The sequence below is a fragment of the Francisella marina genome (assembly GCF_008369785.1).
GTDB lineage: Bacteria > Pseudomonadota > Gammaproteobacteria > Francisellales > Francisellaceae > Francisella > Francisella salimarina.
Map to the genome: position 1 here is coordinate 344,788 of NZ_CP043552.1, position 23,473 is coordinate 368,260.

A 23,473-nucleotide genomic window follows, 5' to 3' on the forward strand; every position below is an offset into this window, starting at 1 on the left:
TATATAGTCATACCTATTTAGTTAGATTAGTAACAAAAACTATTATTGTAAGCAATCCAAAGAAAGCCTACTATCTTGAAATATTGTATCATGATTGAATGTGATTAAAGAACTTTTTCTAATGATTCTTGAATTGTTTTTGGTATATTGTGTTTGATTTCTTTGATTGCTTCATAAATAGCAGTTTCAAATGCATTGGCACTTGCACTACCATGACTTTTAACGACAATACCCGTTAAACCTAATAATGATGCGCCATTAAAACTATCTAGGTTCATTCCTTTTTTCATCTTTTTGAATAAAGGTAGAGACATGATTACAGGTATTTTCATAAGTAGCGATGTTTCTGTAATCGATTTTTTAATTAATGATTCTATAAGTCTTAAGCTACCTTCCATTGTTTTAAGGGAAACATTGCCGACAAAGCCATCACATACAATTACATCTGTACTATCATCAAAAATATGTTTTCCTTCAATATATCCTTGATAATTGATAAAATCACAACTCTGTAAAAGTTTTGAAGCGTTTTTGATGTTATCTAAGCCTTTCATCTCTTCTTCACCAATATTTAGCAGAGATACTCTGGGTTCAGCTAAGCCTTTTGAGCTGGCAGCAAGTATTGAGCCCATGATTGCGAATTGGAAAAGCTGTTCAGAAGAGCAAACCACGTTCGCACCTAAGTCTAACATATAAGTTTTGCTGAGCTGTTTGGTCTCTCTATTAAATGCTGGAAGTGCATATACTATAGCAGGGCGATCTACACCGTTCACAGTTTTTAAGACAAATTTGGAGGTTGCCATTAATGCGCCTGTATTACCAGCACTCACACATGCATCCACTGTACCATCTTTAACAAGGTTTATTGCTACACGCATTGAAGAATCTTTTTTCTTTCTTACGGCAATTGATGGAGACTCATCCATACCGACAGTTTCGCTAGCATGATGAATGGCAATTCTTTGTAAAACTGGCAGTTTTATTTTTTTGACTTTTGAATATCTGTCTAAAGCTCTTTTCACCTTATGGTGGTCTCCGACTAATACTATTTGTAAGTTAGAGTCTTTCTTAACTGCTTCAAGAGCTGCTGGGATAGTGGTGTTTAGACCATTATCTCCACCCATTGCATCTATAGATATTTTGTAACCCATAATAAATAAAACTTCCTATGTCGCTAATTGATATATTTCTAAATACTCACTAACCAAGGCATAAGTAATAGTGTGAGATGATTCTAAAGGTTGACTGGAATGATATTAGTCTTCAGATTTTGTATCTACTACTTTTTTACCTTTATAAAAGCCATTTGGCGAAACGTGATGTCTTAAATGCAGCTCACCTGTAGACTTATCAGTAGATAGAGTTGGAGTTGTTAAAGAATCGTGAGACCTTCTCATGTCTCTTTTTGATCTGCTCTTTTTGTTTTGTTGTACAGCCATTTTTAGATAACCTCTTTTATTTAATTTTAAATTCTAAATTCTGTGTTACTTAAGCTTTTTGAGAACCTCAAAAGGATTCACTTTTTCTTCGGTAACAATTTCTTGCTCGCTATAGTATGAATGTTTTTTTGTCTTTTTACAAGAGCTAGAGTCTTTTTTTGGCGCCATGGGTAGTTCTAAAAGTATTTCTTCTTTGATAATATCTTGTAAATCTATTATTGCGCTTTCACAGATGAATGGTTCATGTAAGCTGTCTTGTACGAGCCTATCATCCTCAGTGATTATTATGCTGTTTGACACAGAGATAGGGTAGTCAAATTGCTCGAGTGATTCTTGGCAAATTAGTTTAAGTGAACCGTCTATGTGATATTTAATGCACGCATGATTTTTTTCTTCAAAAAAAGAGAATGAGCAGTTAAATATGTGTGTTGTATTAGCTATAAGTTTAGAAATGTTGTTTAAATTTTCTACAGCAATATTGATATTTTCTAAGTCTCTTTTTTGCTTTGCATATATGCCATAATTTACCTGGCTATGTTTGCCTTTCATACATTATATTTTCATTGTCGTATTGTTATACTATTCTATATACATTTCTTGTTTTATGAAAGTCTCTACTGTATCATCTTACTAGTTATATTTTTTTAAATTGACAATACAGTAAAAGGATCAAGTAATAATGTCTTTATCTATCCCTAGAGAATTTTCAAATGCTATAAGATTTCTATCTATCGATGCAACACTTAAAGCCAAGTCAGGACATCCTGGTATGCCAATGGGTATGGCGGATATCGCTACAGTTTTGTGGACCAAGTTTCTTAAACACAATCCTCAAAATCCAAGCTGGACGAATCGTGATAGATTTGTACTTTCAAATGGTCATGGTTCTATGCTTTTATATTCTTTACTGCATCTTAGTGGTTATGATTTAAGTATTGATGATATTAAAAATTTTAGGCAACTTCATTCTAAAACTCCAGGTCATCCTGAATATGGTTATGCGCCAGGTGTAGAGACTACAACTGGACCATTGGGTCAAGGTGTGGCCAATGCTGTTGGTATGGCACTAGGTGAAAAACTATTGTCAGATAGATACAATACATCTGACTTGAAAGTAATAGATCATCACACTTATGTATTTTTAGGCGATGGGTGTCTAATGGAAGGTGTATCTCATGAAGCGTGTTCGTTAGCTGGTACCTTAGGTCTAAATAAATTAATAGCATTTTGGGATGATAATAGTATTTCTATAGATGGGGATACAAAAGGTTGGTTTACTGATAATACAGTTGAGAGATTCAAAGCCTACGGCTGGAATGTGATTGAGGATGTAGATGGTCATAATTTCGAAGCTATCGAAAAAGCTATAGTTAAAGCACAATCTGAACAAAGTAAGCCAACTTTGGTTTGCTGTAAAACGGTTATTGGGTTTGGCTCTCCAGAAAAGGCTGGTACCGCTTCTGTACACGGCTCACCTTTGAGTGAGCAAGAAAGAACCTCTGCTGCAAAAGAGCTTGATTGGAATTATGCTCCTTTTGAAATTCCTAATGATGTATTCAAATTCTGGGATGCTAAAGAAAAAGGTCAAGCTTTAGAGGCAAATTGGCAGAAACAATTGGATTTATATAAGAGTAATCCTAAGTTTGAAGAATTTAATAGAGTATTGAAAAAACAGTTGCCTGCAAATCTTGAGCAAGAAGTTAATCAATATATTACTTCACAATTAGCGAATCCTGTAAAAGTGGCTACGCGTAAAGCATCTCAGATGGCTTTAGAAGTGTTGTGTAATAATATGCCAGAAATGTTTGGCGGTTCAGCAGATTTAACAGGATCAAATAACACTAATTGGAGTGGATCAATTTGGCTGAACAATACCGATAAAGGAGCTAACTATCTTTCTTATGGGGTGAGAGAGTTTGGTATGGCTGCTATTATGAACGGTCTAAGTTTATACGGTGGTTTAAAGCCATACGGAGGTACATTCTTAGTATTTAGTGATTATTCTAGAAATGCTATTAGAATGTCTGCTCTTATGAAACAGCCTGTTGTGCATGTGATGTCACATGATTCAATTGGGTTAGGGGAAGATGGTCCTACTCATCAACCTATTGAGCACGTTCCTAGTTTAAGATTGATACCAAACTTAAATGTTTGGAGACCAGCAGATACCATTGAAACAATGGTTGCTTGGAATGAAGCGGTTAAGTCTAATGAGACTCCAAGTGTTATGGTACTAACGCGTCAAGGTTTAGAGCCTGTGGTTCAGACGAAAGAACAAGTTTCTAATATTGTGAAAGGCGGATATTTAGTCAGAAATAATAACGATGCTAGACTAACTATTGTAGCTACTGGCTCAGAAGTCGAGTTAGCTATTAAAGTAGCAAAAAAATATGAAGACAAAGGGGTGGAGGTTAATGTTGCTTCTATTCCATGTGTCGACGTTTTCGATACTCAAACTCAAGAGTATAAAAAATCAGTAATAAGAGATGATATTCCAGCGATTTTTGTTGAGATGGCTCAGCCTGATGGATGGTATAAGTATATGCCTAAAGCTGGTGGTGAAGTAAAAGGGATTTATAGTTTCGGTGAGTCCGCGCCAGCTGAGGATTTATTTAAGCATTTCGGTTTTACTGTAGAAAATATCAGCAACATAGTTGCTAAATATGTGTAATAAACTTTCGAAAGATAATATCTTAAGGAGATTAAAATGAGAGTTGCAATTAATGGTTTCGGTAGAATTGGTCGTTTAGCTTTTCGTCAAATGTTTGACAAGGCTGGTATAGAGATTGTTGCGATCAATGATTTAACAAATCCAAAAATGTTAGCACATTTATTAAAATATGATTCCGCTCAAGGTAGATTTTCAAAAGCAGCTGTTACAACTGCAAAAGATGATGCTATTGTTGTAGATGGTAAAGAAATTAAAATATATGCTGAAAAAGATGCAGCTAATTTGCCTTGGGGTGAATTGAAAGTAGACCTAGTATTAGAATGTACAGGTTTTTATGTATCAAAAGCAAAATCACAAGCTCATATTGATGCTGGTGCTAAAAAAGTAGTTATCTCAGCTCCTGCTGGTAATGATTTGCCAACAGTAGTTTTTGGTGTTAACCATGATATATTAACTGCAGATGAGAAAATTATCTCAGCTGCTTCTTGTACAACTAACTGTTTAGCACCTATGGCTAAAGGTCTTCATGATTTGGCAACAATTGAAAGTGGATTTATGACAACTATTCATGCTTACACTGGTGACCAAAATACTTTAGACGCGCCTCATGCTAAAAATGATTTCCGTCGTGCAAGAGCTGCAGCTGTAAATATTGTACCTAACTCAACTGGTGCTGCTAAAGCTATTGGTTTGGTAATTCCTGAACTTGCAGGTAAGCTAGATGGAGCTGCTCAGCGTGTTCCTGTTCCTACTGGGTCATTAACAGAACTAGTTGCTGTAGTGTCTAAGAGTGTAACAGCTGAAGATGTAAATGCTGCTATGAAAGCCGCTGCTAATGAATCTTTTGGTTATACAGAAGAAGAGTTGGTATCTAGTGATATCGTAGGAATTTCTGAAGGATCATTATTTGATGCAACTCAAACTAAAGTTACTTTACTTGGAGATAAGTCTCTAGTTAAAGTTGTATCTTGGTATGATAATGAAATGTCATATACAAATCAAATGGTAAGAGTAGTAGAGTACTTTGGAGCTCTGTAAACACTTATAGGTGGTATAAATGAGTTTTCTAACATTAAAAGATGTTGATCTTAAGAACAAGAAAGTCTTAGTTCGTGTTGACTTTAATGTGCCTGTCAAAGATGGCAAGGTTGCAAGCAAAGTCAGAATAGAGGCAGCTATTCCAACTATTCAGTATATTTTAGATCAAGGTGGAGCAGTGATTTTAATGTCACATCTTGGTCGCCCTACAGAAGGCGAGTATGACTCTCAGTTTTCACTTGAACCTGTTGCTGAAGCATTATCCCAAATCATCAATAAACCAGTTAGATTTGCTAAAGATTGGCTAAATGGTGTTGATGCTAAAGCTGGTGAAATTGTTATGTGCGATAATGTACGTTTCAATAAAGGTGAGAAAAAGTCTGACGATGAGCTATCAAAAAAAATAGCAAGTCTTGGTGATGTGTTTGTTATGGATGCATTTGCTACAGCTCATAGAGCTCAAGCATCGACTTATGGAGTAGCTAAGTATGTGCCTGTAGCGTGTGCCGGTCTACTTTTGGCTAATGAAATCAAAGCACTAGAAAAAGCTTTGAAGGCTCCTAAGAAACCAATGGCTGCTATAGTTGGTGGGTCTAAAGTTTCAACAAAGTTATCTGTTTTACACAATCTTCTTGATAAGGTTGAGATTCTTATTGTTGGTGGAGGTATTGCAAACACTTTCATAAAAGCTGAAGGATTTAATATTGGTAATTCACTATATGAAGAAGATCTAGTTGGTGAAGCTAAAGATATCTTGGCAAAAGCGAAAGAGTTTGGTGTAAACATACCTGTACCGGTAGATGTAAGAGTTGCCAAAGAGTTTAGCGAAAATGCTGTTGCAGTAGTTAAAGATGTTGCTGATGTTGCTGATGATGAAATGATACTAGATATAGGTCCAAAGTCTGAAAGAAATATTGCAGAGCTTTTAAAATCTGCTAACACTATTCTATGGAATGGTCCTGTAGGAGTATTTGAATTTGATAATTTTGCAGAAGGTACAAAAGCTCTATCATTAGCGATAGCTGAATCAGATGCTTTCTCTGTTGCAGGCGGTGGTGATACTATTGCAGCGATTGAGAAATTTGATATTAAAGAAAATGTGTCTTATATATCAACTGCTGGTGGAGCATTTTTAGAGTTTCTTGAAGGTAAGAAACTACCTGCTGTAGAAATATTGAAAGAGAAAGCAACTATATAACTGTAGGTTATTTATATGAGAAGAACGAAAATTTTAGCTACGCTTGGTCCTGCTAGTGAATCTAGAGAAGCGTTGACAGAGATGATTAAAGCAGGTGTTAATGCGGTAAGATGTAATTTTTCGCATGGATCTGCTGAAGATCATCGTAAAAGAGTTGATCTGATACGTCAAATTGCAAAAGAACAAGATACTTATGTCGGTATTTTAGCGGACTTACAAGGTCCAAAAATAAGACTATCGAAGTTCAAGAATGGTTCTGTGATAATCAAGAAAGGTCAAAAATTCACACTTGATGCAGATCTTGGTATCGAAGATGGTGATGAAAATACAGTTGGTATTGACTATAAAGAGCTCATTCAAGATGTTAAGAAGGGCGATATACTATTGGTGGATGATGGTAAAATTGTTCTAGAAGTTGATTCTGTTAAAGGTAACAAAGCTGTAACAAAAGTTGTTATCGGTGGTAAAGTTTCTAATAACAAAGGGATCAACAAAAAAGGCGGTGGACTTACTGCACCAGCTTTAACAGATAAAGATAAGCAAGATATCAAAGTAGCAGCTATGCTTCAGGTGGATTTCTTAGCTGTTTCATTTGTTAGAGATGGCAAAGATATGGAATATGCTCGCCAGCTTGTTAATGAGGCTGGTTGGAAGCCCGCAATGGTTGCTAAAATCGAGCGAGCAGAAGCCGTATTAGAAGATAACCTCAAAGGCATTGTTGACGCTTCTGATCTTGTGATGGTGGCTCGTGGTGATTTAGCTGTTGAAATCGGCGATGAAAATGTCCCTACTGTACAGAAATTAATTATTAGTACAGCCAGAAGAAATGAGAAGGGTTCTATCACAGCTACTCAAATGATGGAGTCAATGATTGAGAATTCATCTCCTACTCGTGCTGAAGCATCTGATGTAGCAAATGCTGTATTTGATGGTACTGATGCAGTGATGTTATCAGCTGAAACAGCTGTTGGTAAGTATCCTGTTGAAACTATTTCTGCAATGTCAAGAATTTGTGAGTCTGCAGAAAGAAGTAAGTATACGCATATTACTAAAAAGCAAAAAATTGCTGATTGTGATAGAGTGGATCATGCTGTATCAGTCGCTGCTGTTAAAATAGCCAATGACATTGGAGCAAAAGGTTTAATTGTATTGACAGAGGGTGGGAATACTTCACGCTGGATGTCACGTATAAATTCTGATTTACCTATTTATGCACTATCACGTAATGCTACAACATTAGGAGCAATGACATTGTTCAGAGGAGTTGTTCCTCTATATTTTGACTCTACTAGAATGTCTAAGCTGTATGTCAATAGATCTGCATCTATGGAGTTGGAAAGCAGAGGCTTGGCCAAGGATGGTGACATTCTTGTTTTAACAAGTGGTGATAGTATGGGTGTACATGGAAGCACAAATAAAATTAAAGTAATAATTGCAGGTCAAGTAAGATAAGGAGATAAACATGGCTTTAGTTTCATTGCGTCAACTATTGGATCATGCTGCAGAGCATGGATATGGGTTGCCAGCATTTAATGTAAATAATCTTGAGCAAGTAAGAGCTGTTATGGAAGCTGCTGATAGAGTTAACTCACCAGTTATTCTACAAGGTTCTGCGGGTGCAAGAAAGTATGCAGGAGCTCCATTTATAAGACACTTAGTTCTTGCAGCGATTGAAGAGTATCCTCATATTCCAGTTTGTATGCACCAAGATCATGGTACATCTCCATCTGTTTGCCAAAGATCTATTCAATTAGGTTTTTCATCTGTAATGATGGATGGCTCATTAAAATCAGATGGTAAAACTCCTTCTGATTATGAGTATAATGTTAATGTTACAAAAACTGTTTCTGATATGGCTCACGCTTGTGGTGTATCAGTTGAAGGTGAGCTTGGATGTCTTGGTTCATTAGAAACTGGACAAGCAGGAGAAGAAGATGGTGTTGGTGCTGAGGGTACTTTGTCTATGGATCAAATGCTTACAGATCCAGAAGAAGCTGCTGATTTCGTTAAGAAAACAAAAGTTGATGCTTTAGCAATTGCTATAGGTACTTCTCACGGTGCTTATAAGTTCACTAAGCCACCTACAGGTGATGTATTATCTATCAAGAGAGTAAAAGAAATTCATGCAAGAATTCCTGATACTCACTTAGTAATGCATGGCTCATCTTCAGTACCTCAAGATTGGTTAGAAGTAATCAATACTTATGGTGGTGCTATGGGTGAGACTTATGGCGTGCCAGTAGAGGAAATCGTTGAAGCAATTAAATATGGTGTGCGTAAGGTAAATATTGATACTGATTTACGTATGGCTGCTACTGGAGCGATTAGAAGATTTATGGCAGAAAATCCTGCTGAATTCGATCCACGTAAATATAATGCAGTAGCAAAAGCAGCAATGTCTGAAATTTGTCAGGCTAGATATGAAGCATTTGGTAGTGCTGGTATGGCTAATAAAATTAAGCCAATTTCACTTGAAACAATGTTCCAACGTTATGAAAGTGGTGAACTTGATCCAATCGTGAAATAATATTTCTTTCTAATTTTTCTATATTTTCAGCAAGAATTTTTTTAGTTAGTTACATTAATTTAGCTTGGTATTCTTAATGGTTTAAGAATGTTAAGATTCTGTATATTTATAATTTATACATTTTGATAAAGCTTGCGACAACGCCATTTGTCCAACCGAAGCCATCTTGTACTATATATTCTCCACCACCAGCATTTGCTTTGGGATCAACTACATCATATTTTTCACGGATCTTTCCAGTCTCTTTAAATTTCTGATTAACTGTATCTACAAATCTTTTAGCAATGGTTTCTGCAAGCTTGTCAAAACCATAATTTCTTAAACCTATAACAGCTTCAAAATGTAATGGTGCCCAGCCATTTGGAGAATCCCATTGTTGAGAAGTATTTAAAGTTGTTGTAATAAGTCCATGCGCTGTTAAAAATTGATTTTCTATAACCTTAGCAACCTTTTGAGCTTGTTCTTGAGTAGCTATATTTAAGAATAGTGGTGTCACTCCTGCTAAGCTTGTAATGCTGGTAACCTTATTTGTCTTAGTATTTAGATCATAAAAAAAATCTTTTTTATTATCCCAAAAAGTATTTTGAATAAGTTTTTTTCTTTTTTCAGCTAACTCTAAATATTTAGTCGTTTTTTCTTGGTCTGAAATTTCAGTGAACCATTTACCTAGTAGATTCTCTAATCCATATAGATAGCTATTTAAATCAATAGGTAGAATATCTATTGTTTGAATAGTACTAAAGTCATTTGTATTAGCAAACCAACGACTAGAAAAATCCCACCCAGATTCACAAGCTGCACGGATGTTACGATAGAAATCAAGCTTGTTTGATATATTTTGTGCATGTTCAATATCCTCGCGATATGATTCTGGTCTAGGAGTAGCTGATTCATCCCAGTATCTATTTAAACCGTTTACATTTCTTTGCGTATTCATCCAAAATGAATATTCTTTTTCTAAAGTTGGTAAATATTTTTCAATAGCTGCTATACCTAGCTCTTGATATAGGATATTTATAATTAGATAAAACAAAGGAGGTTGCGAACGAGTTAGATAGTATTTTCTATTTGCATTTGGTACAAAGCCAACAGTATCTATTAAATATGCAAAGTTATCTGCAATATCTTTAATCATCTGTATTTCGCCATCAACTCGTAAACCTTCACAAGTAAAATAGCAGTCCCAATAATAAACCTCTCTAAACCTTCCACCGGGGATTATATAAGGTTTTGGAAGTGCTATAAGAGAACTTAGTGAGTTTTTTTCATCTGATGATTGATGTAAAAAATGCCACATTTGTTTTATGTATTGTTGTAGTGATAATTCTTTACTATTATCAAAAGTTTTTTCTGATATCGGAGGGTAAAAGTTATTCTCGACAAAAGCTTCAAGATCAAAATCAACAATGTCTTTGAGCTTTTTGTAATCATCAAAGATATCTTGAGAAGATCTTTTAGGAGTCATATCAACAAAGTATTTTGAGTCATTGAAACATGGTTTTAATTGAACTGCTTCAAAAAGTTCACCTGATAATTGAATTACTTGTTCTTGTTGTTTATTAGACATAATTATTTATTCCTATGAAGTTTGGCATAAGGGGGTATTAATAGTACTAAAAGTGCTATAGGTATAAGTACGCAGTAAAATGCGGTTACACCACCAAAGTGTGCAAATATTTCACTAATTATCCTCGAACCAATAGTACCACCTAAAGCGGAAAATATGATTATTAAACCAGCCATAGCACTTTGTAAGTTTTCAGGTTGGCTACTAAGAATACTTGAGCATAATGTTGGATATATTGGAGCCATGAAAAAACCAATCATAGGAAACAGTAGTGCTATAACTATAGCCATATAAGAATCTGTTTTATTAGTGTCTATTAGTTTAGATAGTTGTAAGGTTGATACTATTAATATTCCACAGCATATAAGGCCTACGATAATAATTACTTTCCAGTCAATCTTTTTCATTATGAAGCCAAAAGTGATTCTACCAGCAGCTATGCTTAAAGCAAAAATACTTGCCATAAAGACACTGGTTGATGTAGAAAGGTGAAGTACTCTAGTGTTAAATGTTGGAAGCCAAGATTGTACACCTTGCTCGATAAATACATAAAAAAATACACTAATTATAAATAACATCACAATTGGTAGCTTTATGAGTTTTAGCATACTTAAAGTATCTGCTAGAAAATTAGAATTTTTAGATGTTTGTACTGCTGATTCATCAAGTTTGGTAAATAAAAGTAGCAAAAATGCAACTAAGCATAAGCCTGCTAATAACCAGTATGTGCCAAGCCAGTTACCAAAGTGAATAAATATGCTAAATACAAAAAAGCATAAAACAACCCCAACCTGAAAGACACCCTCTAATAGACTCATTAAGCTAGCATGTGCTTTTGAGTCATTGGTAATTAATCCAACAGTTGAATATACAGATACTTTGATAAGAGCAAAAGCTACGCCTATTAAAACAAATAGTAGTTTAGCTGTAAAGAAACTATCTAGGCTTGCCATGGTAATACATCCTGTAGCAATAATTGCTAGTCCTAAAAGCATGGCATTCTTATAACCAAATCTTGGAATAAATGAACAAATAGCAAATGAAACTATTGCTATAGTAAGATCTTTGCATGCCTCAAGAATACTTGCTTGAACTTCTGTGACCTGATAATGAGTGACCGATTGTAGAATCACAATACCAACGCTATTAAGTAAAATAGCGCTAATAAAGAAAATGAGAAATAGCGAAAGCTTGAGCTGAAAGTATTTCATATGATTAACAAAAAATTGTTTCTAACTTTAGGATAAACAAAGTTATATATGTTAACAAGTCTAAGAGAGAGTAATTCTAAAAAGTAATGGGACTTTAAAAATTGAAATAATCAGTGTTTGTGAATTAGCTAGTAGGATATAATAAAATTAAGATTTTACTATTGGGATAGCAGAGATGGGTGAGTATAAATACTGTATTGGAATTATGTCTGGAACTTCGTTAGATGGAATTGATGTGGCTTTATGTAAGGTTCGAGGATATGGATTAGACACAGATCTTAAGTTAGTTAGTTTTGAAACATGTTCATATTCAGAAGATTTATTAAACGATATTAAGCAGTCTTTAGATTTAACAAGAAGTAATGCTCAGCTATTATGTAGTCTTAATTTTAAGCTTGGAATTGAATATGCTAATGCTGTAAAGAAATTAGTAGCTGTGAATAACCTAAAATTAGAAGATATCGAATTCATAGCTAGTCATGGGCAGACTATATATCACCAAGCAAAAAATGAAGATGGTTTTATTAAATCATCATTACAGTTGGGTGATGCTGCGACGATAGCTTATGAATGTCGAACAACAGTTGTGTCAAATTTTAGAGCCGGAGATATTGCAGCTGGAGGAGATGGAGCCCCTTTGGTACCTTATGTGGACTATATTCTTTATAGTGATAAAAATAAATCACGTGCTCTACATAATATTGGTGGAATAGCTAATACTACAATTATTCCTAGAAATGCAAATATTAATGATATATATGCATTTGACACTGGTCCAGGTAATATGATGATAAATAGGGCAATGGAAGTTTTGTTTAATCGAGATTATGATAAAGATGGCGAAATAGCAGCTTCTGGTACAGTTATTGTAGATATGTTGCAAGAGCTTTTGCAAAATCCATATTTAGCTCTGAATCCACCAAAGTCAACGGGTAGAGAGCTTTTTGGTATTGGGTATACAGATTATATTCTTGATAAATATAAGCAAAGCAATCCTAAAGATATAGTTCATACGCTAACTATATTTACAGCGGAGAGTATAGCCAAAGCATATAATGATTTTGTACTTGATAAAGTTGAGTTGGATGAAATAATTTTCACTGGGGGAGGGGCGTATAATATATTTTTGATAGAAACTATTAAAAAACTGATAGATGTCGAAGTCATCACGTTTGAAGAAATTGGGCATAGTAGTGATGCAAAAGAAGCTATAGCCTTTGCTGTGTTAGGAAATGAAACTCTTAACAATAGCTATAATAATATTCCATCGGCAACAGGGGCAAAAGATAGAGTGATATTGGGACAGGTTAACTTTTTCTAGTAAGAGTATATAAAAATAGTAGATGGATATTAGTGTTATAGGACAATAGTAGGGCGTACATATTTTTTTAGTTCTTGATTTTGAGCTATTATAGTTACCAGAGCTTGGCTTGATCTCTCCTCATTATTTGTCATACCAACCTCAAGATCAAGTGTAGCTTCTGTTAGGCACTCAACAATTTCTTTAAAAGCTTTGACAGGTATTCCACAAACATTATCGACACCATACTTTTTTAATATCTTATAAACATTTACATTTACTAGCTTTGTGTCTCCGGCTCTTAGTTCTACAGTTCCAGAAGAAACTTCAGCTCTTAGTCCAATAGTGAACTTAGCTACATTTGTATTTGTCGATGCTTCTTGTTTAAGTATTCTAAACCCAACAAAATTATCAGTGGTAAATCTCTTATCATTATTAGCTTTGTTTGATATCTGCTTATATAGTCGTCCTACACTTTGTTGTATTGCTTTATCTTCTTTATTTTTGTTATTGATATCTATATTAAGGTCACCTAAGGTTTGTTCATTAGCTTTCCAACATGATTCTATGACTAAAGATGTCGTAAATCCAAGTTTGCTGATATTTTCTATCAAACCGTTTAGCATATCCTTGTTTGTTTTATCACTTAAGTATTTAAGAAAATTCAAATATGGGACACTACTATTAACACAGGCTTGCTGCATTTTTGTAAGACTTTCCATAAAGCCCTCGATATTTACACAGCCATTGAAAAAATGTTCAAATATTTGTGACTCATATTCATCATTAAAATTAAAGTCTTTAGTTAAGTTTTTAAAATCAAAAGAACATAAGAACGTGATTATGCTGTTAAACATTTTTAGATGCTCATCAGATATATCTACACCATTTAACCTTCTTTTCTTTATGAATAGTTTTTTAAGCTCTAAGAATTTAACAAGGAACATATTTCTAAGTCTAATAAATCTAAAAGCAGTTTTTATTTGTGAATATTGAGAATGAGTTGTTGAGTTGTGGAAGTCTGCTATCATTCCTAGATATGCTGAGAATTCCTGGCATAGTAAGTAGTCTAATTCATGTAATCTATTTTGCATCCAGTACTTAAAATCATGGTCAGCACTACTGAAAACATGAACTCCATTACTTTTCCACTTTTGTTTTCTTAGAGCAACTATTCCTCTAAGAGCGTTGTTTAGAGTAATGGAAATAATCCTTTCAATGCCATCTTCTAGTCTTTGCTCAATTCCTTCTACAGAATCATAATTGGAATGTTTAAGACACTCTTCCATGAGAGCAAAATATATATCTAGATAAATATCACTCTTGTTATTACCGTTTTCAATTATTCTAGTGACATTATCTATAATGTTATAGTCATAAGTGTACTGCTCTTCTAAAATATTTATGTAGTTCATAAGATTTTGATAGACTGGTACGTTAAAAGATGAGCCAAAATATATAGCTGAGCTAGTAGTGTTTTCATACTCACTATCTAAAGGTTTTTTCTCTAGAAGTCGACATAATGAAATATATGAAATGTTATTTGTTGATTTTATTCCGGAACCATTCTCAGAGGCCAAGAATTCTTCTAAGGCCTTTGCTGGACTAAAGTCTTTGCTTTTAGAAGGTTCATTAGCATTAATATAGTCTATGATTTGTTTTTTTAGTTCTTCATTCGATTTTCTTTTATCTAAATCATATTCTTTAGATACTTGACCACCCTTGGTACTATCTTCTGTAGATGCTAAAGCAGTTATGAGAGAGGCTTTTTTAGAGTTAAACCATGAATTTTTAGATTGAGAATCCATTGAAATTTCAATATCAAAATCTTGAGTGTAATTTAATATAGTGTTTTGAATAACTATAGCATCAGTTTCTCTTGAGTCAGTAGCATCTTGGAAGTTGAAGGTATCTGATAAAAAGTTATCTACTTTCTGAGGATCTGCAACTGGATCAACTCCTGGGTTAGGATTAGCAATGTCTTGAGCATGTCCAGATAACCTATCTAAAAAAGTTTCTCTTCCTAAGTTTAGCTTAGCAAGGTCATCAACATTATTATTTGCTATTGTAACAGGCTTATAGTTAGTTGAATTATTTCTAATACCTTTAACATGGTAATAATCCTTTAATCCTTTCCCTGAAATACTTTTTTCATGTAAACTCAACTTATCTTGAGTGCCTTTGGTTAGGCTTTTATCAGGTACTAATAAGCTTCTATCAAATGGTATCGCTACATTTATTGTACGTATTTTAGAATAAGATTTCCTATCAAAAACACAAAGTCGTGCTTCAACTTCTGTTTTTAGAGTATCTATGGAATCATAAATAGGATTAAGTTGCTCTGATAGTGTACCTTCGCGATTAGTAAACTCAAGATTTATGATTTCATCGTATTCTTTGATTTTTTCTCTATATTTTTTTAATTCATCTGAATCATGTATTTCTAGAGAATTTACTTTATAACCAGCTTTAGCACTGATTTCTCCCAGTTTAATATAATGTCCAGACTCAGTAGTAGTAACTACAAATCTAGGATCCGATTCTGACTCTTGCTGACGTGAGCCAGTAATGATGTTATGTTTAGGTTTTGCAACTTTACCTTTAATAATTTTTCCACTTTCTAAAGTACCAAACTTTTCTAATGAGTTTGTAGGATTTTTCGTTGCGTAACCTTGATATATGTCCTTGTCAAAGAAAAGTCTGTTGATATCTTCTAAAGCAATATCTTTGACCGCAGTATTTTTTTCAGAGACAATATCTGGGATTAGCATTTTATCATTTGGTGTTATAAGTCTATATGACGCTCTTAAGCAACTAATTTTATGTTTGAGATCGATTAGGTTTAATGTTGCCGTAGCAGACCAGTTAGATGCTAGAATATCTGCAATTTTTTTACTGTCTTCTTTGACAGGTTTTCCATCTTTGTCAAAAATTTGCTTACCATTTTCATCGAAAGAATCAACTTGAGCTCTAGTGGGCTTATATGAAGCGTTACCACCTAATGTAAATCCTATGGTGTGTTCGTAAGAGCAACAAAAACCACTTAGATTGAGGTAAATAGGCATGACATCGTCAGTTCTATGATTCTGAAAATCATATATTGGTAGCGAGGTCCATAGGCAAAGATTACCATAACCATTAATTGACTTAGCAAATGATGCATTAAAATCTACGCCAAAGTTAGCATCTACTTCACTCGGAAATTTATCTTCGGTGTTTGGATTTATCTGTTTTTTTATAGCATCAATTAGCTTACCGATACTTCCAGCAGCTTTTAGTTTAAACTTTAGAATAAATGGATTTACAGTATTTATGTAAGCTACATTGCCTCCACCAAGCTCTTGATCATTAGACTGCTTGATAAAAAACTGATATTTTTCATCAAGAGTTATACTTTTCCATGATTGAACACGTTTATCATTTGCTTTGAGCTGCCAGTTACTAAAGATGCTTAAATCATCAAGCTTACCCAAGTTTTTTTCGTAAACTTCTTTTTTAACAGCATCATAGCCTTTTTCCATTGCATCTTGTAAAGAATGCTTTTGTCTAATTACGATTTCCTCTTCAAAAAAAGCTTGTCTTGCTCTACTATTGAGGAAGTATGCTCTAAGAAAATCTTTTTTTGATGTTTTGGCATAAGCGTATTCTGTAGAATCATCAAAGTTGTATTTATTGATAATATCATCAACACTATTTGCATCGTTAAAGTTTGATGTCATTGGTTCATACTTTGGCATAAAATAAACCCTCATTTCTTGTAATTCTAATTGGTAGATGCTTCCAGAAGAGTCTGGCCTTAATTTATAAGAACATATCGTCATCTAAAAAATCAAGGAATGCTACACCAATATTTAAATAACTATTTTGCTAAATAATTTAAAAAAAATAATTGCTGTATAAAGTGTTTGTTTTAGTTGCACTCTTTGCTAGATTTCATATTAAAGCTTTTGTAAGGATAAATAGGGAGAAGAGATGGCAAAAAATAAGATTCCAAATTCAAGGTTGATGATAAATTATGAAACTAATGTCGATGGTGTTTTGAAGAAAAAAGAATTGCCTTATAGAGTTTTAGTAGTCGGAGATCTATCAAAAGGAAGGTCTGTAGATGCAAAAAAAGAGTTTGCAGATAGAGAAGTAAGAAGAATAGATAATGGAGTTGATAGAGCTTTAGAGGATATGAATATATCTTTTGATTTTGAAGCTCCTAATTTTGTCTCTAAAGATCCTAGCAACTTGAAGGTTAATTATAGAATCCAAAGTGTAAAAGACTTCAGGCCTGATGCGGTCGCTAAAAAAGTTCCTGAGATTAGAGCTTTGCTTGAAATGAAAGAAATATTAGCATCTTTTGCTAAGGATATAGAAAATAATCGTAATCTTAAAAAAACGATAGATATGATTTTTTCTGATAGTAATGAGTTAGAAGCTTTAAAAAATAAGATTCCTGCTTTGACAAACTATACGATTAAAGATTCTGATGATGCAGAAGCTGTTGAGTCTCTTGAGACGGGCAAGCAAGATGAAATAGAAAATAAGTAGGGAGATTTTTTTGATGTCAGAAAATAAATTAAGTCTTACAGATGAGCTTTTGAACAACTTTGGTGGATCAGCAGAGGTTGATAGTGTACTTAAAAATATAGACTTTGATGTTTCAGATGATGCGTCTAAAGTTTTATCGTTATCTACAGACTACAATGCTAGAAACCTTATGGCGTTATCTCTAGTGTTAGCAAATAACGATGCCATTAATAATTATAATCAAAAGTATATCCAAAAAGTTATTACAGTTATTGATAAGCTTATTGATTTACAAGTTAACTCTATAATATCTAATGATGAGTTTAGAACTCTTGAACAGGAGTGGTTGAAAGTACAAGAGGTTTGCCAAGACGATCATGATAATGTAGAGGTAAGTGTAATAGATGTTAAGAAAGAAGAGCTGCAGTATGATTTTGAGAGAAATTTATATGATATATCTAGCAGTGATTTCTTTAAAAAAGTATATGTTGCAGAGTTTGATCAATATGGTGGAGAACCATATGGTGCAATACTAGGCTTATATAATTTTGAAAATACTACAAATGATATAATCTGGCTAACTGGAATGGGTATGGTTGCAAAAAACTCTCATGCACCTTTTGTAGCATCGATTGATAAATCATTTTTTGGTGTAAAAGATCTTTCAGAAATAACGCATATTAAAAGTTTTGAAGCTTTATTAGAGCATCCAAGATATAAAGAGTGGAATGATTTTAGAAATCTTGATGTTGCTGCATATATAGGACTGACTGTCGGAGACTTTATGCTACGTCAGCCATATAATCCTGAAAATAATCCAGTTCAATATAAACTCATGGAAGGTTTTAATGAGTTCGTGGATTATTCAGATAATAATAGTTATCTGTGGGGACCTTCTTCTATTCACTTAGTTAAAAATATGATGAGATCGTACGATAAAACTAGATGGTTCCAGTATATAAGAGGGGTCGAAAGTGGTGGCTATGTAAGAAACCTAGTATCTTGTGTCTACGATAATAAAGGGGTTTTAGAAACAAAACCTCCTTTAAACGTGTTATTTGCTGACTATATGGAGCTATCATTGGCAAATATTGGCTTAATACCTTTTGTAAGTGAAAAAGGTACGAGTAATGCATGCTTTTTTAGTGTAAATTCGGCTAAAAAAGTAGAAGAATTTGTTGATGATTTTGATTCGGCCAACTCAAGATTGATTGCTAATCTTTCATATACTATGTGTATATCTAGAATATCTCACTATATCAAATGTGTAATTAGAGATAAAATTGGAAGCGTAGTAGGAGCGGAGCAAATTCAAAATATTCTTTCAGATTGGATATCAGAGTATGTTACTACAGTATACCAGCCAACGCCTCTAGAGATGGCAAGATATCCTTTTAGAAATGTATCTATAGAAGTTAAAACCATACCGGGTAAACCAGGTTGGTATTCATGCAAAATAAATGTGATTCCACATATTCAATTTGAAGGCATGGATACTACAATGACTATTGATACTAGACTTGAACCAGAATTATTTGGTGCGAATAATAATTAAAAATAAGGAGAATGATTATGAGTGAGATGATAACAAGACAGCAGGTAACAAGTGGAGAAACTATTTATGTGAGAACTGATCCTACAGCATGTATTGGTTCTCATCCTAACCGTAGATTGTTTATTGACTCTTTGACCATAGCTGGAGAGAATCTTGATAAGAACATTGTTGCTATTGAAGGTGGCGATGATGTTACAAAAGCAGATTCTGCGACAGCTGCAGCTAGTGTGATACGTTTGTCAATAACACCGGGGTCTATAAATCCAACAATCAGTATTACACTTGGCGCCTTGATTAAGTCAAGTGTTAGAACTAAGCTTGAAGAGAAAGTTTCTAGTATTTTACAAGCAAGTGCTACAGATATGAAAATCAAGCTAGGTAATTCCAATAAAAAGCAAGAGTACAAGACAGATGAAGCATGGGGTATTATGATTGATCTATCTAGCTTGGAGCTCTATCCTATAAGTGCTAAGGCGTTTTCTATAAGTATAGAACCGACAGAGTTGATGGGTGTTTCTAAAGATGGCATGAGATATCATATAATAACTATTGAAGGTCTAACAACTTCGCAAGGTAGCTTGCCTGTATGTGGTGCTGCAAGTACAGATAAAGGTGTTGCTAAAATAGGATATATAGCAGCTGCTTAGTAAATAGGAGTGATATCATTAATGTTTCTTGAAAGGGTATACTGGGAAGATGGAGTAAGGTTAGATAGAGATATTTTAGATCAGTCAAACTTATCTGTTTTAGAGAGGTCAAGAGTTGCAAACTACTTGCCGATGAATCTTCATAAAGGGATTATTAGCTTTAATTTAGATATTGAAAGTTTGCATACTGGGCTTATTCTCATAAAAGATCTTGAACTCTATTTAGATGAAAAGATATTTGTTTCTTATGATAGGTCTTACCCTTTATCCTTACAAGTAACAACAGATGAATTAGTTGGTGATATTCCAATATTTTTAGATATTAAAGAAAGGGTGGTTGAAAAAGATGGTACGAAGTATATCTATAATCAACTATCTCTTTCGTTAGAACATGATTATAGCTCTAAATATAGTACACAAATTGCATTATTTAAGTTAGACAGAGGTCGATTAGTATCGGATATTTACGACTTTCCAGTATTAACTCTCAATCATTACTCGATGCAGGATATTTTTGTAAAGCTTAATAGGCTCGTTTCTGAGTTAAAGTCTTTTAACCGTTTTGTCTTCTCGACCTCTAGATCTTATGCAGCTATTATATTGGTATTTCTAATTAATAAGTTAGAGAGAGAGCTTAAATTTGCAGAATCAAATAGATTGAATAGCTCTCCGAAACAAATATTTGATTTGGTGCATGATATTTATAGTCTAATTCAACTTAACTTAGATAAAGTTGAGGAAATTGATAGTATTGAATTTGATTTTTATAAGCCTTTGAGAAAGCTTGATTCACTTGCTGATAGGCTACTTAGTCTTTGTGAGTATAGAAAAATTAATAACTTTATTAAATTTGATTTGCATGGAAGAAAATATATATGTGAGAATTTCCCGGAAGAGTTCTTTGTAGCCTCTAGGTATTATATTTTTATAAAAAGGAAAGCGACTGCTCCAGCTAATGTGAAGTTTGAAAATAAAAAAGTCTTACGAATCACGAGCATTAGTAGGAATAAAAATGTTGTTACTCTGTCTCTTTCTGGAATTAAGCTGGTTGAAGTTGAGAACTCGATGATGAATTTTACAACAAGAGTTGATAATATTGATGCAATATATGAAATTCAAAAAGGTTCAGAGTGGGATTTTATACTCGCAGATAGTAGTGCTGTTTTTACCGCTTTTGATGGTAGCGAAAACTTTGATTTCTTCATAGCTTTTACCTAAGAACTCTTTAACTATAAATATGTGTAACCAGCATATTTATTATTTGGTTTATTATTTTCTATCGTTATGTTTAGTTTTATTCTTATCGAATTGTTCTTGATACTCTTTTTGATTACTTTGACTTTATTTTTTATTCTCTTTATATCGTTATTATTCTTGTTTATAACTATTATGTTTACTTTAATCAAATAAATAAAAGAAGGAATGTATCCACCTAGATATATATTGCCTATATTTTTTTGACCTACTAAGGAAGGAGGTCTTTTAATTTTAATTAACTCCTTTTCATAGTTAATAATAGTGCAGTAATCTTCACTAAGAGCTTTATATAGAGCATTAATTGTATTATCAATAGTAAATCTGGGAGCTGCTTTAATATAAGCATTATCTTGAGTCAGTCTATATAATTCCTTAGTTCTAATTATATATCTGTATAATAGAGATCTAATACCGTACTCTAATACTTCAATTGCTAAATCATTATTACTACGAATATATTTTTGGTATTTTGTTTCTAGTTCTGCAAAAGGCTTAAGTTTAAAAACATTTATATCTATATATATACGCTCATTTTTCTTTGATATTCTTAGGATAGTGGCTGATAATGTGCTATCTATTAAGACTGGTTCAAATCTCATCTTCTGGGGAGGAATATTATAAACAGAAAAAATCCTAAGAAGATGATTTAAAGAGAGTTTATGAGATATTTTATTCAATTTATCTATATTCATAACTATTTATACTTTAAAAGTCGAATAATTTATTTAAATCATCACCACTAATATTATCGACATCATCTCTTGTATTATTTTGGTTTAAAGTATCTTGATGGGTATTATTAACTTCTTGATTTTTGGGCTTTGTGTTTATATTGGGCTTATGAGCATCACTATCTTCTAATACTTTATTTTTTTCACGATACTCTTTCTTTGCTTCAGAGTTTGTTTCATAGAAGTGTTCTTTAGCTATTGAAGAAGATGTACTATTGATAAAGTTGTTTTCAGGCATTTTCTCAAGGTCATCCAAAAACTGGCTATAATCGATTTCATACATTTTTTTTGCTACACTCCATTGAATACTCGAAGAGTAATAATCTATATTTTTATGTATATCACCTATTATTGGTGCAATCTTTTTATATAAAGGGAAAAAAACTTCAGGGAAATATTCTTTAGGATCAAAATTTGCTAGTAGATTCTGAATATCATCATAGACTATGGATGTTTCAAATATTCTCTCATCATCAACTAGACTTTTTAGAATTTCTATCTTTTCAACAAGAGATTGCCACTTATCTGAACCTTGTAAATTCTTTTCAGTGACTGATATCAACTCTTCACTTTTTGTTACGGACTGTTTTACATCCTTATGAGGTTCTTGTTCTACACTTTGATTTTGTTGCTCTTGTGTAGCTATTGATTTTTTTATTTTGTTTAATGTTTTATCTAGTTGTACCTTTAGATCAGAATTATAACTTAGATTATTTTCATCGAAAAATACAGTAAATTTATTAATTAAATTAACTATGTTTTCAATAGTAGTGGATGATTGAGGCTCTAGATTTTTAATTTCAGCAAAATTGATATCAACTACTGCTAAAAATTTGTTAATACCTTTTTCAGCAAGCTCACTTTTCTGTTTAGAATCTAAAGGACTAATAGTTGAAAAGTTTTTTTCTATAAAAGACAAGTAATCTTCAATGATTTCGGGGGTTGCGCCGATTTGATCTAAGTTCAAGCATATTTCTGAATTTAAGCAAAGAAATAAGCTATATACATCTATACTTTTAGTATCATTAGAATTATCGATTATTTTCTGGATAAATGTATCATATTCGGCATTTTCATATATTGAGTGAGTTCGCATGCTATTAATAAGATTTATCTTATCTTGAGTTTCTAACTCTATATTGTTCAGTGCTGATATTAGTCTACTCATGCTAATCTCCCTAAATTACCAAATCATAAAAATCAATAAACTTATAAGGAATAATCCAAGAGGGACTCCAAATCTTAATAAGATTTTTGCAATTTTACGATATCTCTTTGGAGGAGGGGTACTATTAGAAGTATCAATAAAGCTAACTGAATCAATTGCAGATTTATCTATATATTTATCAACTTCTTTTTTGTAAGCAAGGAAATTATGATTATAAATGTTTTCATAATATTTACCATAGAAATCATTATTAAGAATTAGAGATATTGTTTGATAGCATAATTGAGGATAGATATTGTCTGATAATAAATTATCAATTATTTCAAAAACATATTCACCACCATCTTTTCTATCATAGTATTCAAGTTGTAGCAGTCCCCAAGAAATATTACTTCCTGCTTCTTCTTTTAGAATCATTAGTTTTTCATCAACATATGCAATTAATGGAAATGTTATGTATTTACATATAGTTTCACTATATTTTTCTAATAATTCTTCTTGAAGAAAAAATATACTTTTTCTGATGTTATTACGATAGTATGCAATTTGCTCATTATCAATGTGATCTGCTTTAACAATTTCCTTTGTACTTTTAATAATCTCTAGAATGATCTCTACTTCTACAAAATCTGCCATTTTTATATCCTTT

19 protein-coding genes are annotated in these 23,473 nt (G+C 33.0%); 10 read left to right on the forward strand and 9 right to left on the reverse strand.

Annotated elements, in window-relative coordinates; all coding sequences use genetic code 11:
• Positions 1-104: 104 nt before the first annotated feature.
• The 3 genes from plsX to F0R75_RS01770 all read right to left on the reverse strand — a co-directional run bounded on the left by plsX (position 105) and on the right by F0R75_RS01770 (position 1,988).
• Positions 105-1,151 (reverse strand): phosphate acyltransferase PlsX, encoded by a 1,047-nt coding sequence (plsX, locus tag F0R75_RS01760; RefSeq protein WP_013922753.1) that lies wholly within the window; start codon positions 1,149-1,151, stop codon positions 105-107.
• A 105-nt stretch (positions 1,152-1,256) separates the two neighbouring features.
• A complete protein-coding gene (gene rpmF, locus F0R75_RS01765; protein WP_013922754.1) occupies positions 1,257-1,439 on the reverse strand; it encodes a 50S ribosomal protein L32 in 183 nt (60 codons plus the stop codon).
• 45 nt (positions 1,440-1,484) lie between these two features.
• On the reverse strand, positions 1,485-1,988 hold the full coding sequence (locus F0R75_RS01770) for a YceD family protein (RefSeq protein ID WP_149368560.1): 504 nt from the start codon (positions 1,986-1,988) through the stop codon (positions 1,485-1,487).
• A gap of 130 nt (positions 1,989-2,118) precedes the next feature.
• Here F0R75_RS01770 and tkt point away from each other — a divergent pair, with 130 nt between their 5' ends.
• Genes tkt through fba form a run of 5 tightly spaced genes read left to right on the forward strand, consistent with a single transcriptional unit; the run spans position 2,119 to position 8,873 of the window.
• Positions 2,119-4,110 carry a transketolase gene (gene tkt / locus F0R75_RS01775; protein WP_149368559.1) on the forward strand — a complete coding sequence of 664 codons (1,992 nt, stop codon included), beginning with the start codon at positions 2,119-2,121 and terminating at the stop codon, positions 4,108-4,110.
• Positions 4,111-4,146: 36 nt separating this feature from the next.
• Positions 4,147-5,148, forward strand: coding sequence for a type I glyceraldehyde-3-phosphate dehydrogenase (gene gap / locus F0R75_RS01780; RefSeq protein ID WP_149368558.1), 1,002 nt, complete (start codon positions 4,147-4,149; stop codon positions 5,146-5,148).
• A 19-nt stretch (positions 5,149-5,167) separates the two neighbouring features.
• A complete protein-coding gene (locus F0R75_RS01785; RefSeq protein ID WP_149368557.1) occupies positions 5,168-6,346 on the forward strand; it encodes a phosphoglycerate kinase in 1,179 nt (392 codons plus the stop codon).
• 15 nt (positions 6,347-6,361) lie between these two features.
• Positions 6,362-7,798 carry a pyruvate kinase gene (gene pyk / locus F0R75_RS01790; protein ID WP_013922759.1) on the forward strand — a complete coding sequence of 479 codons (1,437 nt, stop codon included), beginning with the start codon at positions 6,362-6,364 and terminating at the stop codon, positions 7,796-7,798.
• 10 nt (positions 7,799-7,808) lie between these two features.
• Complete coding sequence (gene fba, locus F0R75_RS01795) at positions 7,809-8,873, forward strand: class II fructose-bisphosphate aldolase (RefSeq protein WP_149368556.1); 1,065 nt, start codon at positions 7,809-7,811, stop codon at positions 8,871-8,873.
• 106 nt (positions 8,874-8,979) lie between these two features.
• Here fba and F0R75_RS01800 read toward each other — a convergent pair whose 3' ends face one another.
• Both F0R75_RS01800 and F0R75_RS01805 read right to left on the reverse strand, forming a co-directional pair.
• Positions 8,980-10,440, reverse strand: a complete 1,461-nt coding sequence (locus tag F0R75_RS01800) for a trehalase family glycosidase (RefSeq protein WP_149377179.1) — start codon at positions 10,438-10,440, stop codon at positions 8,980-8,982.
• A gap of 2 nt (positions 10,441-10,442) precedes the next feature.
• Positions 10,443-11,573, reverse strand: a complete 1,131-nt coding sequence (locus F0R75_RS01805) for an MFS transporter (RefSeq protein ID WP_246145966.1) — start codon at positions 11,571-11,573, stop codon at positions 10,443-10,445.
• A gap of 253 nt (positions 11,574-11,826) precedes the next feature.
• On the opposite strand from F0R75_RS01805, the gene anmK reads away from it, so the two are divergent.
• Complete coding sequence (anmK, locus tag F0R75_RS01810) at positions 11,827-12,972, forward strand: anhydro-N-acetylmuramic acid kinase AnmK (protein ID WP_149377180.1); 1,146 nt, start codon at positions 11,827-11,829, stop codon at positions 12,970-12,972.
• 35 nt (positions 12,973-13,007) lie between these two features.
• On the opposite strand, the gene F0R75_RS01815 is transcribed toward anmK, so the two are convergent.
• Positions 13,008-16,688, reverse strand: coding sequence for a hypothetical protein (locus F0R75_RS01815; protein ID WP_149368552.1), 3,681 nt, complete (start codon positions 16,686-16,688; stop codon positions 13,008-13,010).
• A 235-nt stretch (positions 16,689-16,923) separates the two neighbouring features.
• Here F0R75_RS01815 and tssB point away from each other — a divergent pair, with 235 nt between their 5' ends.
• From tssB to tssK, 4 genes are read left to right on the forward strand one after another with little or no spacing between them, the layout of a single operon-like run.
• Positions 16,924-17,487 carry a type VI secretion system contractile sheath small subunit gene (gene tssB / locus F0R75_RS01820; protein WP_149368551.1) on the forward strand — a complete coding sequence of 188 codons (564 nt, stop codon included), beginning with the start codon at positions 16,924-16,926 and terminating at the stop codon, positions 17,485-17,487.
• A gap of 13 nt (positions 17,488-17,500) precedes the next feature.
• Positions 17,501-19,021: a type VI secretion system contractile sheath large subunit gene (gene tssC / locus F0R75_RS01825; RefSeq protein ID WP_149377181.1), complete on the forward strand. Its 1,521-nt coding sequence runs from the start codon at positions 17,501-17,503 to the stop codon at positions 19,019-19,021.
• Positions 19,022-19,038: 17 nt separating this feature from the next.
• Entirely contained in the window at positions 19,039-19,668 is a 630-nt protein-coding gene (gene iglC, locus F0R75_RS01830; protein WP_179951639.1) for a type VI secretion system tube protein IglC, read from the forward strand.
• Positions 19,669-19,689: 21 nt separating this feature from the next.
• Complete coding sequence (tssK, locus tag F0R75_RS01835) at positions 19,690-20,886, forward strand: type VI secretion system baseplate subunit TssK (protein WP_149368549.1); 1,197 nt, start codon at positions 19,690-19,692, stop codon at positions 20,884-20,886.
• An 11-nt stretch (positions 20,887-20,897) separates the two neighbouring features.
• Here tssK and iglJ read toward each other — a convergent pair whose 3' ends face one another.
• The 3 genes from iglJ to F0R75_RS01850 are packed head-to-tail and all read right to left on the reverse strand — an operon-like array spanning position 20,898 to position 23,460.
• Entirely contained in the window at positions 20,898-21,617 is a 720-nt protein-coding gene (iglJ, locus tag F0R75_RS01840) for a type VI secretion system baseplate protein IglJ (protein ID WP_149368548.1), read from the reverse strand.
• Positions 21,618-21,630: 13 nt separating this feature from the next.
• Positions 21,631-22,824 carry a type VI secretion system protein IglI family protein gene (locus F0R75_RS01845; RefSeq protein ID WP_149368547.1) on the reverse strand — a complete coding sequence of 398 codons (1,194 nt, stop codon included), beginning with the start codon at positions 22,822-22,824 and terminating at the stop codon, positions 21,631-21,633.
• 15 nt (positions 22,825-22,839) lie between these two features.
• Complete coding sequence (locus tag F0R75_RS01850) at positions 22,840-23,460, reverse strand: DotU family type IV/VI secretion system protein (RefSeq protein WP_013922771.1); 621 nt, start codon at positions 23,458-23,460, stop codon at positions 22,840-22,842.
• Between the last annotated feature and the right edge of the window lie 13 nt (positions 23,461-23,473).

What these genes read in the sequence shown, in the direction of transcription:
- plsX (WP_013922753.1), bottom strand. Translation starts at nt 1,151, where the DNA reads ATGGGTTACAAAATATCTATAGATGCAATGGGTGGAGATAATGGTCTA.
- rpmF (WP_013922754.1), bottom strand. Translation starts at nt 1,439, where the DNA reads ATGGCTGTACAACAAAACAAAAAGAGCAGATCAAAAAGAGACATGAGA.
- F0R75_RS01770 (WP_149368560.1), bottom strand. Translation starts at nt 1,988, where the DNA reads ATGAAAGGCAAACATAGCCAGGTAAATTATGGCATATATGCAAAGCAA.
- tkt (WP_149368559.1), top strand. Translation starts at nt 2,119, where the DNA reads ATGTCTTTATCTATCCCTAGAGAATTTTCAAATGCTATAAGATTTCTA.
- gap (WP_149368558.1), top strand. Translation starts at nt 4,147, where the DNA reads ATGAGAGTTGCAATTAATGGTTTCGGTAGAATTGGTCGTTTAGCTTTT.
- F0R75_RS01785 (WP_149368557.1), top strand. Translation starts at nt 5,168, where the DNA reads ATGAGTTTTCTAACATTAAAAGATGTTGATCTTAAGAACAAGAAAGTC.
- pyk (WP_013922759.1), top strand. Translation starts at nt 6,362, where the DNA reads ATGAGAAGAACGAAAATTTTAGCTACGCTTGGTCCTGCTAGTGAATCT.
- fba (WP_149368556.1), top strand. Translation starts at nt 7,809, where the DNA reads ATGGCTTTAGTTTCATTGCGTCAACTATTGGATCATGCTGCAGAGCAT.
- F0R75_RS01800 (WP_149377179.1), bottom strand. Translation starts at nt 10,440, where the DNA reads ATGTCTAATAAACAACAAGAACAAGTAATTCAATTATCAGGTGAACTT.
- anmK (WP_149377180.1), top strand. Translation starts at nt 11,827, where the DNA reads ATGGGTGAGTATAAATACTGTATTGGAATTATGTCTGGAACTTCGTTA.
- F0R75_RS01815 (WP_149368552.1), bottom strand. Translation starts at nt 16,688, where the DNA reads ATGCCAAAGTATGAACCAATGACATCAAACTTTAACGATGCAAATAGT.
- tssB (WP_149368551.1), top strand. Translation starts at nt 16,924, where the DNA reads ATGGCAAAAAATAAGATTCCAAATTCAAGGTTGATGATAAATTATGAA.
- tssC (WP_149377181.1), top strand. Translation starts at nt 17,501, where the DNA reads ATGTCAGAAAATAAATTAAGTCTTACAGATGAGCTTTTGAACAACTTT.
- iglC (WP_179951639.1), top strand. Translation starts at nt 19,039, where the DNA reads ATGAGTGAGATGATAACAAGACAGCAGGTAACAAGTGGAGAAACTATT.
- tssK (WP_149368549.1), top strand. Translation starts at nt 19,690, where the DNA reads ATGTTTCTTGAAAGGGTATACTGGGAAGATGGAGTAAGGTTAGATAGA.
- iglJ (WP_149368548.1), bottom strand. Translation starts at nt 21,617, where the DNA reads ATGAATATAGATAAATTGAATAAAATATCTCATAAACTCTCTTTAAAT.
- F0R75_RS01845 (WP_149368547.1), bottom strand. Translation starts at nt 22,824, where the DNA reads ATGAGTAGACTAATATCAGCACTGAACAATATAGAGTTAGAAACTCAA.
- F0R75_RS01850 (WP_013922771.1), bottom strand. Translation starts at nt 23,460, where the DNA reads ATGGCAGATTTTGTAGAAGTAGAGATCATTCTAGAGATTATTAAAAGT.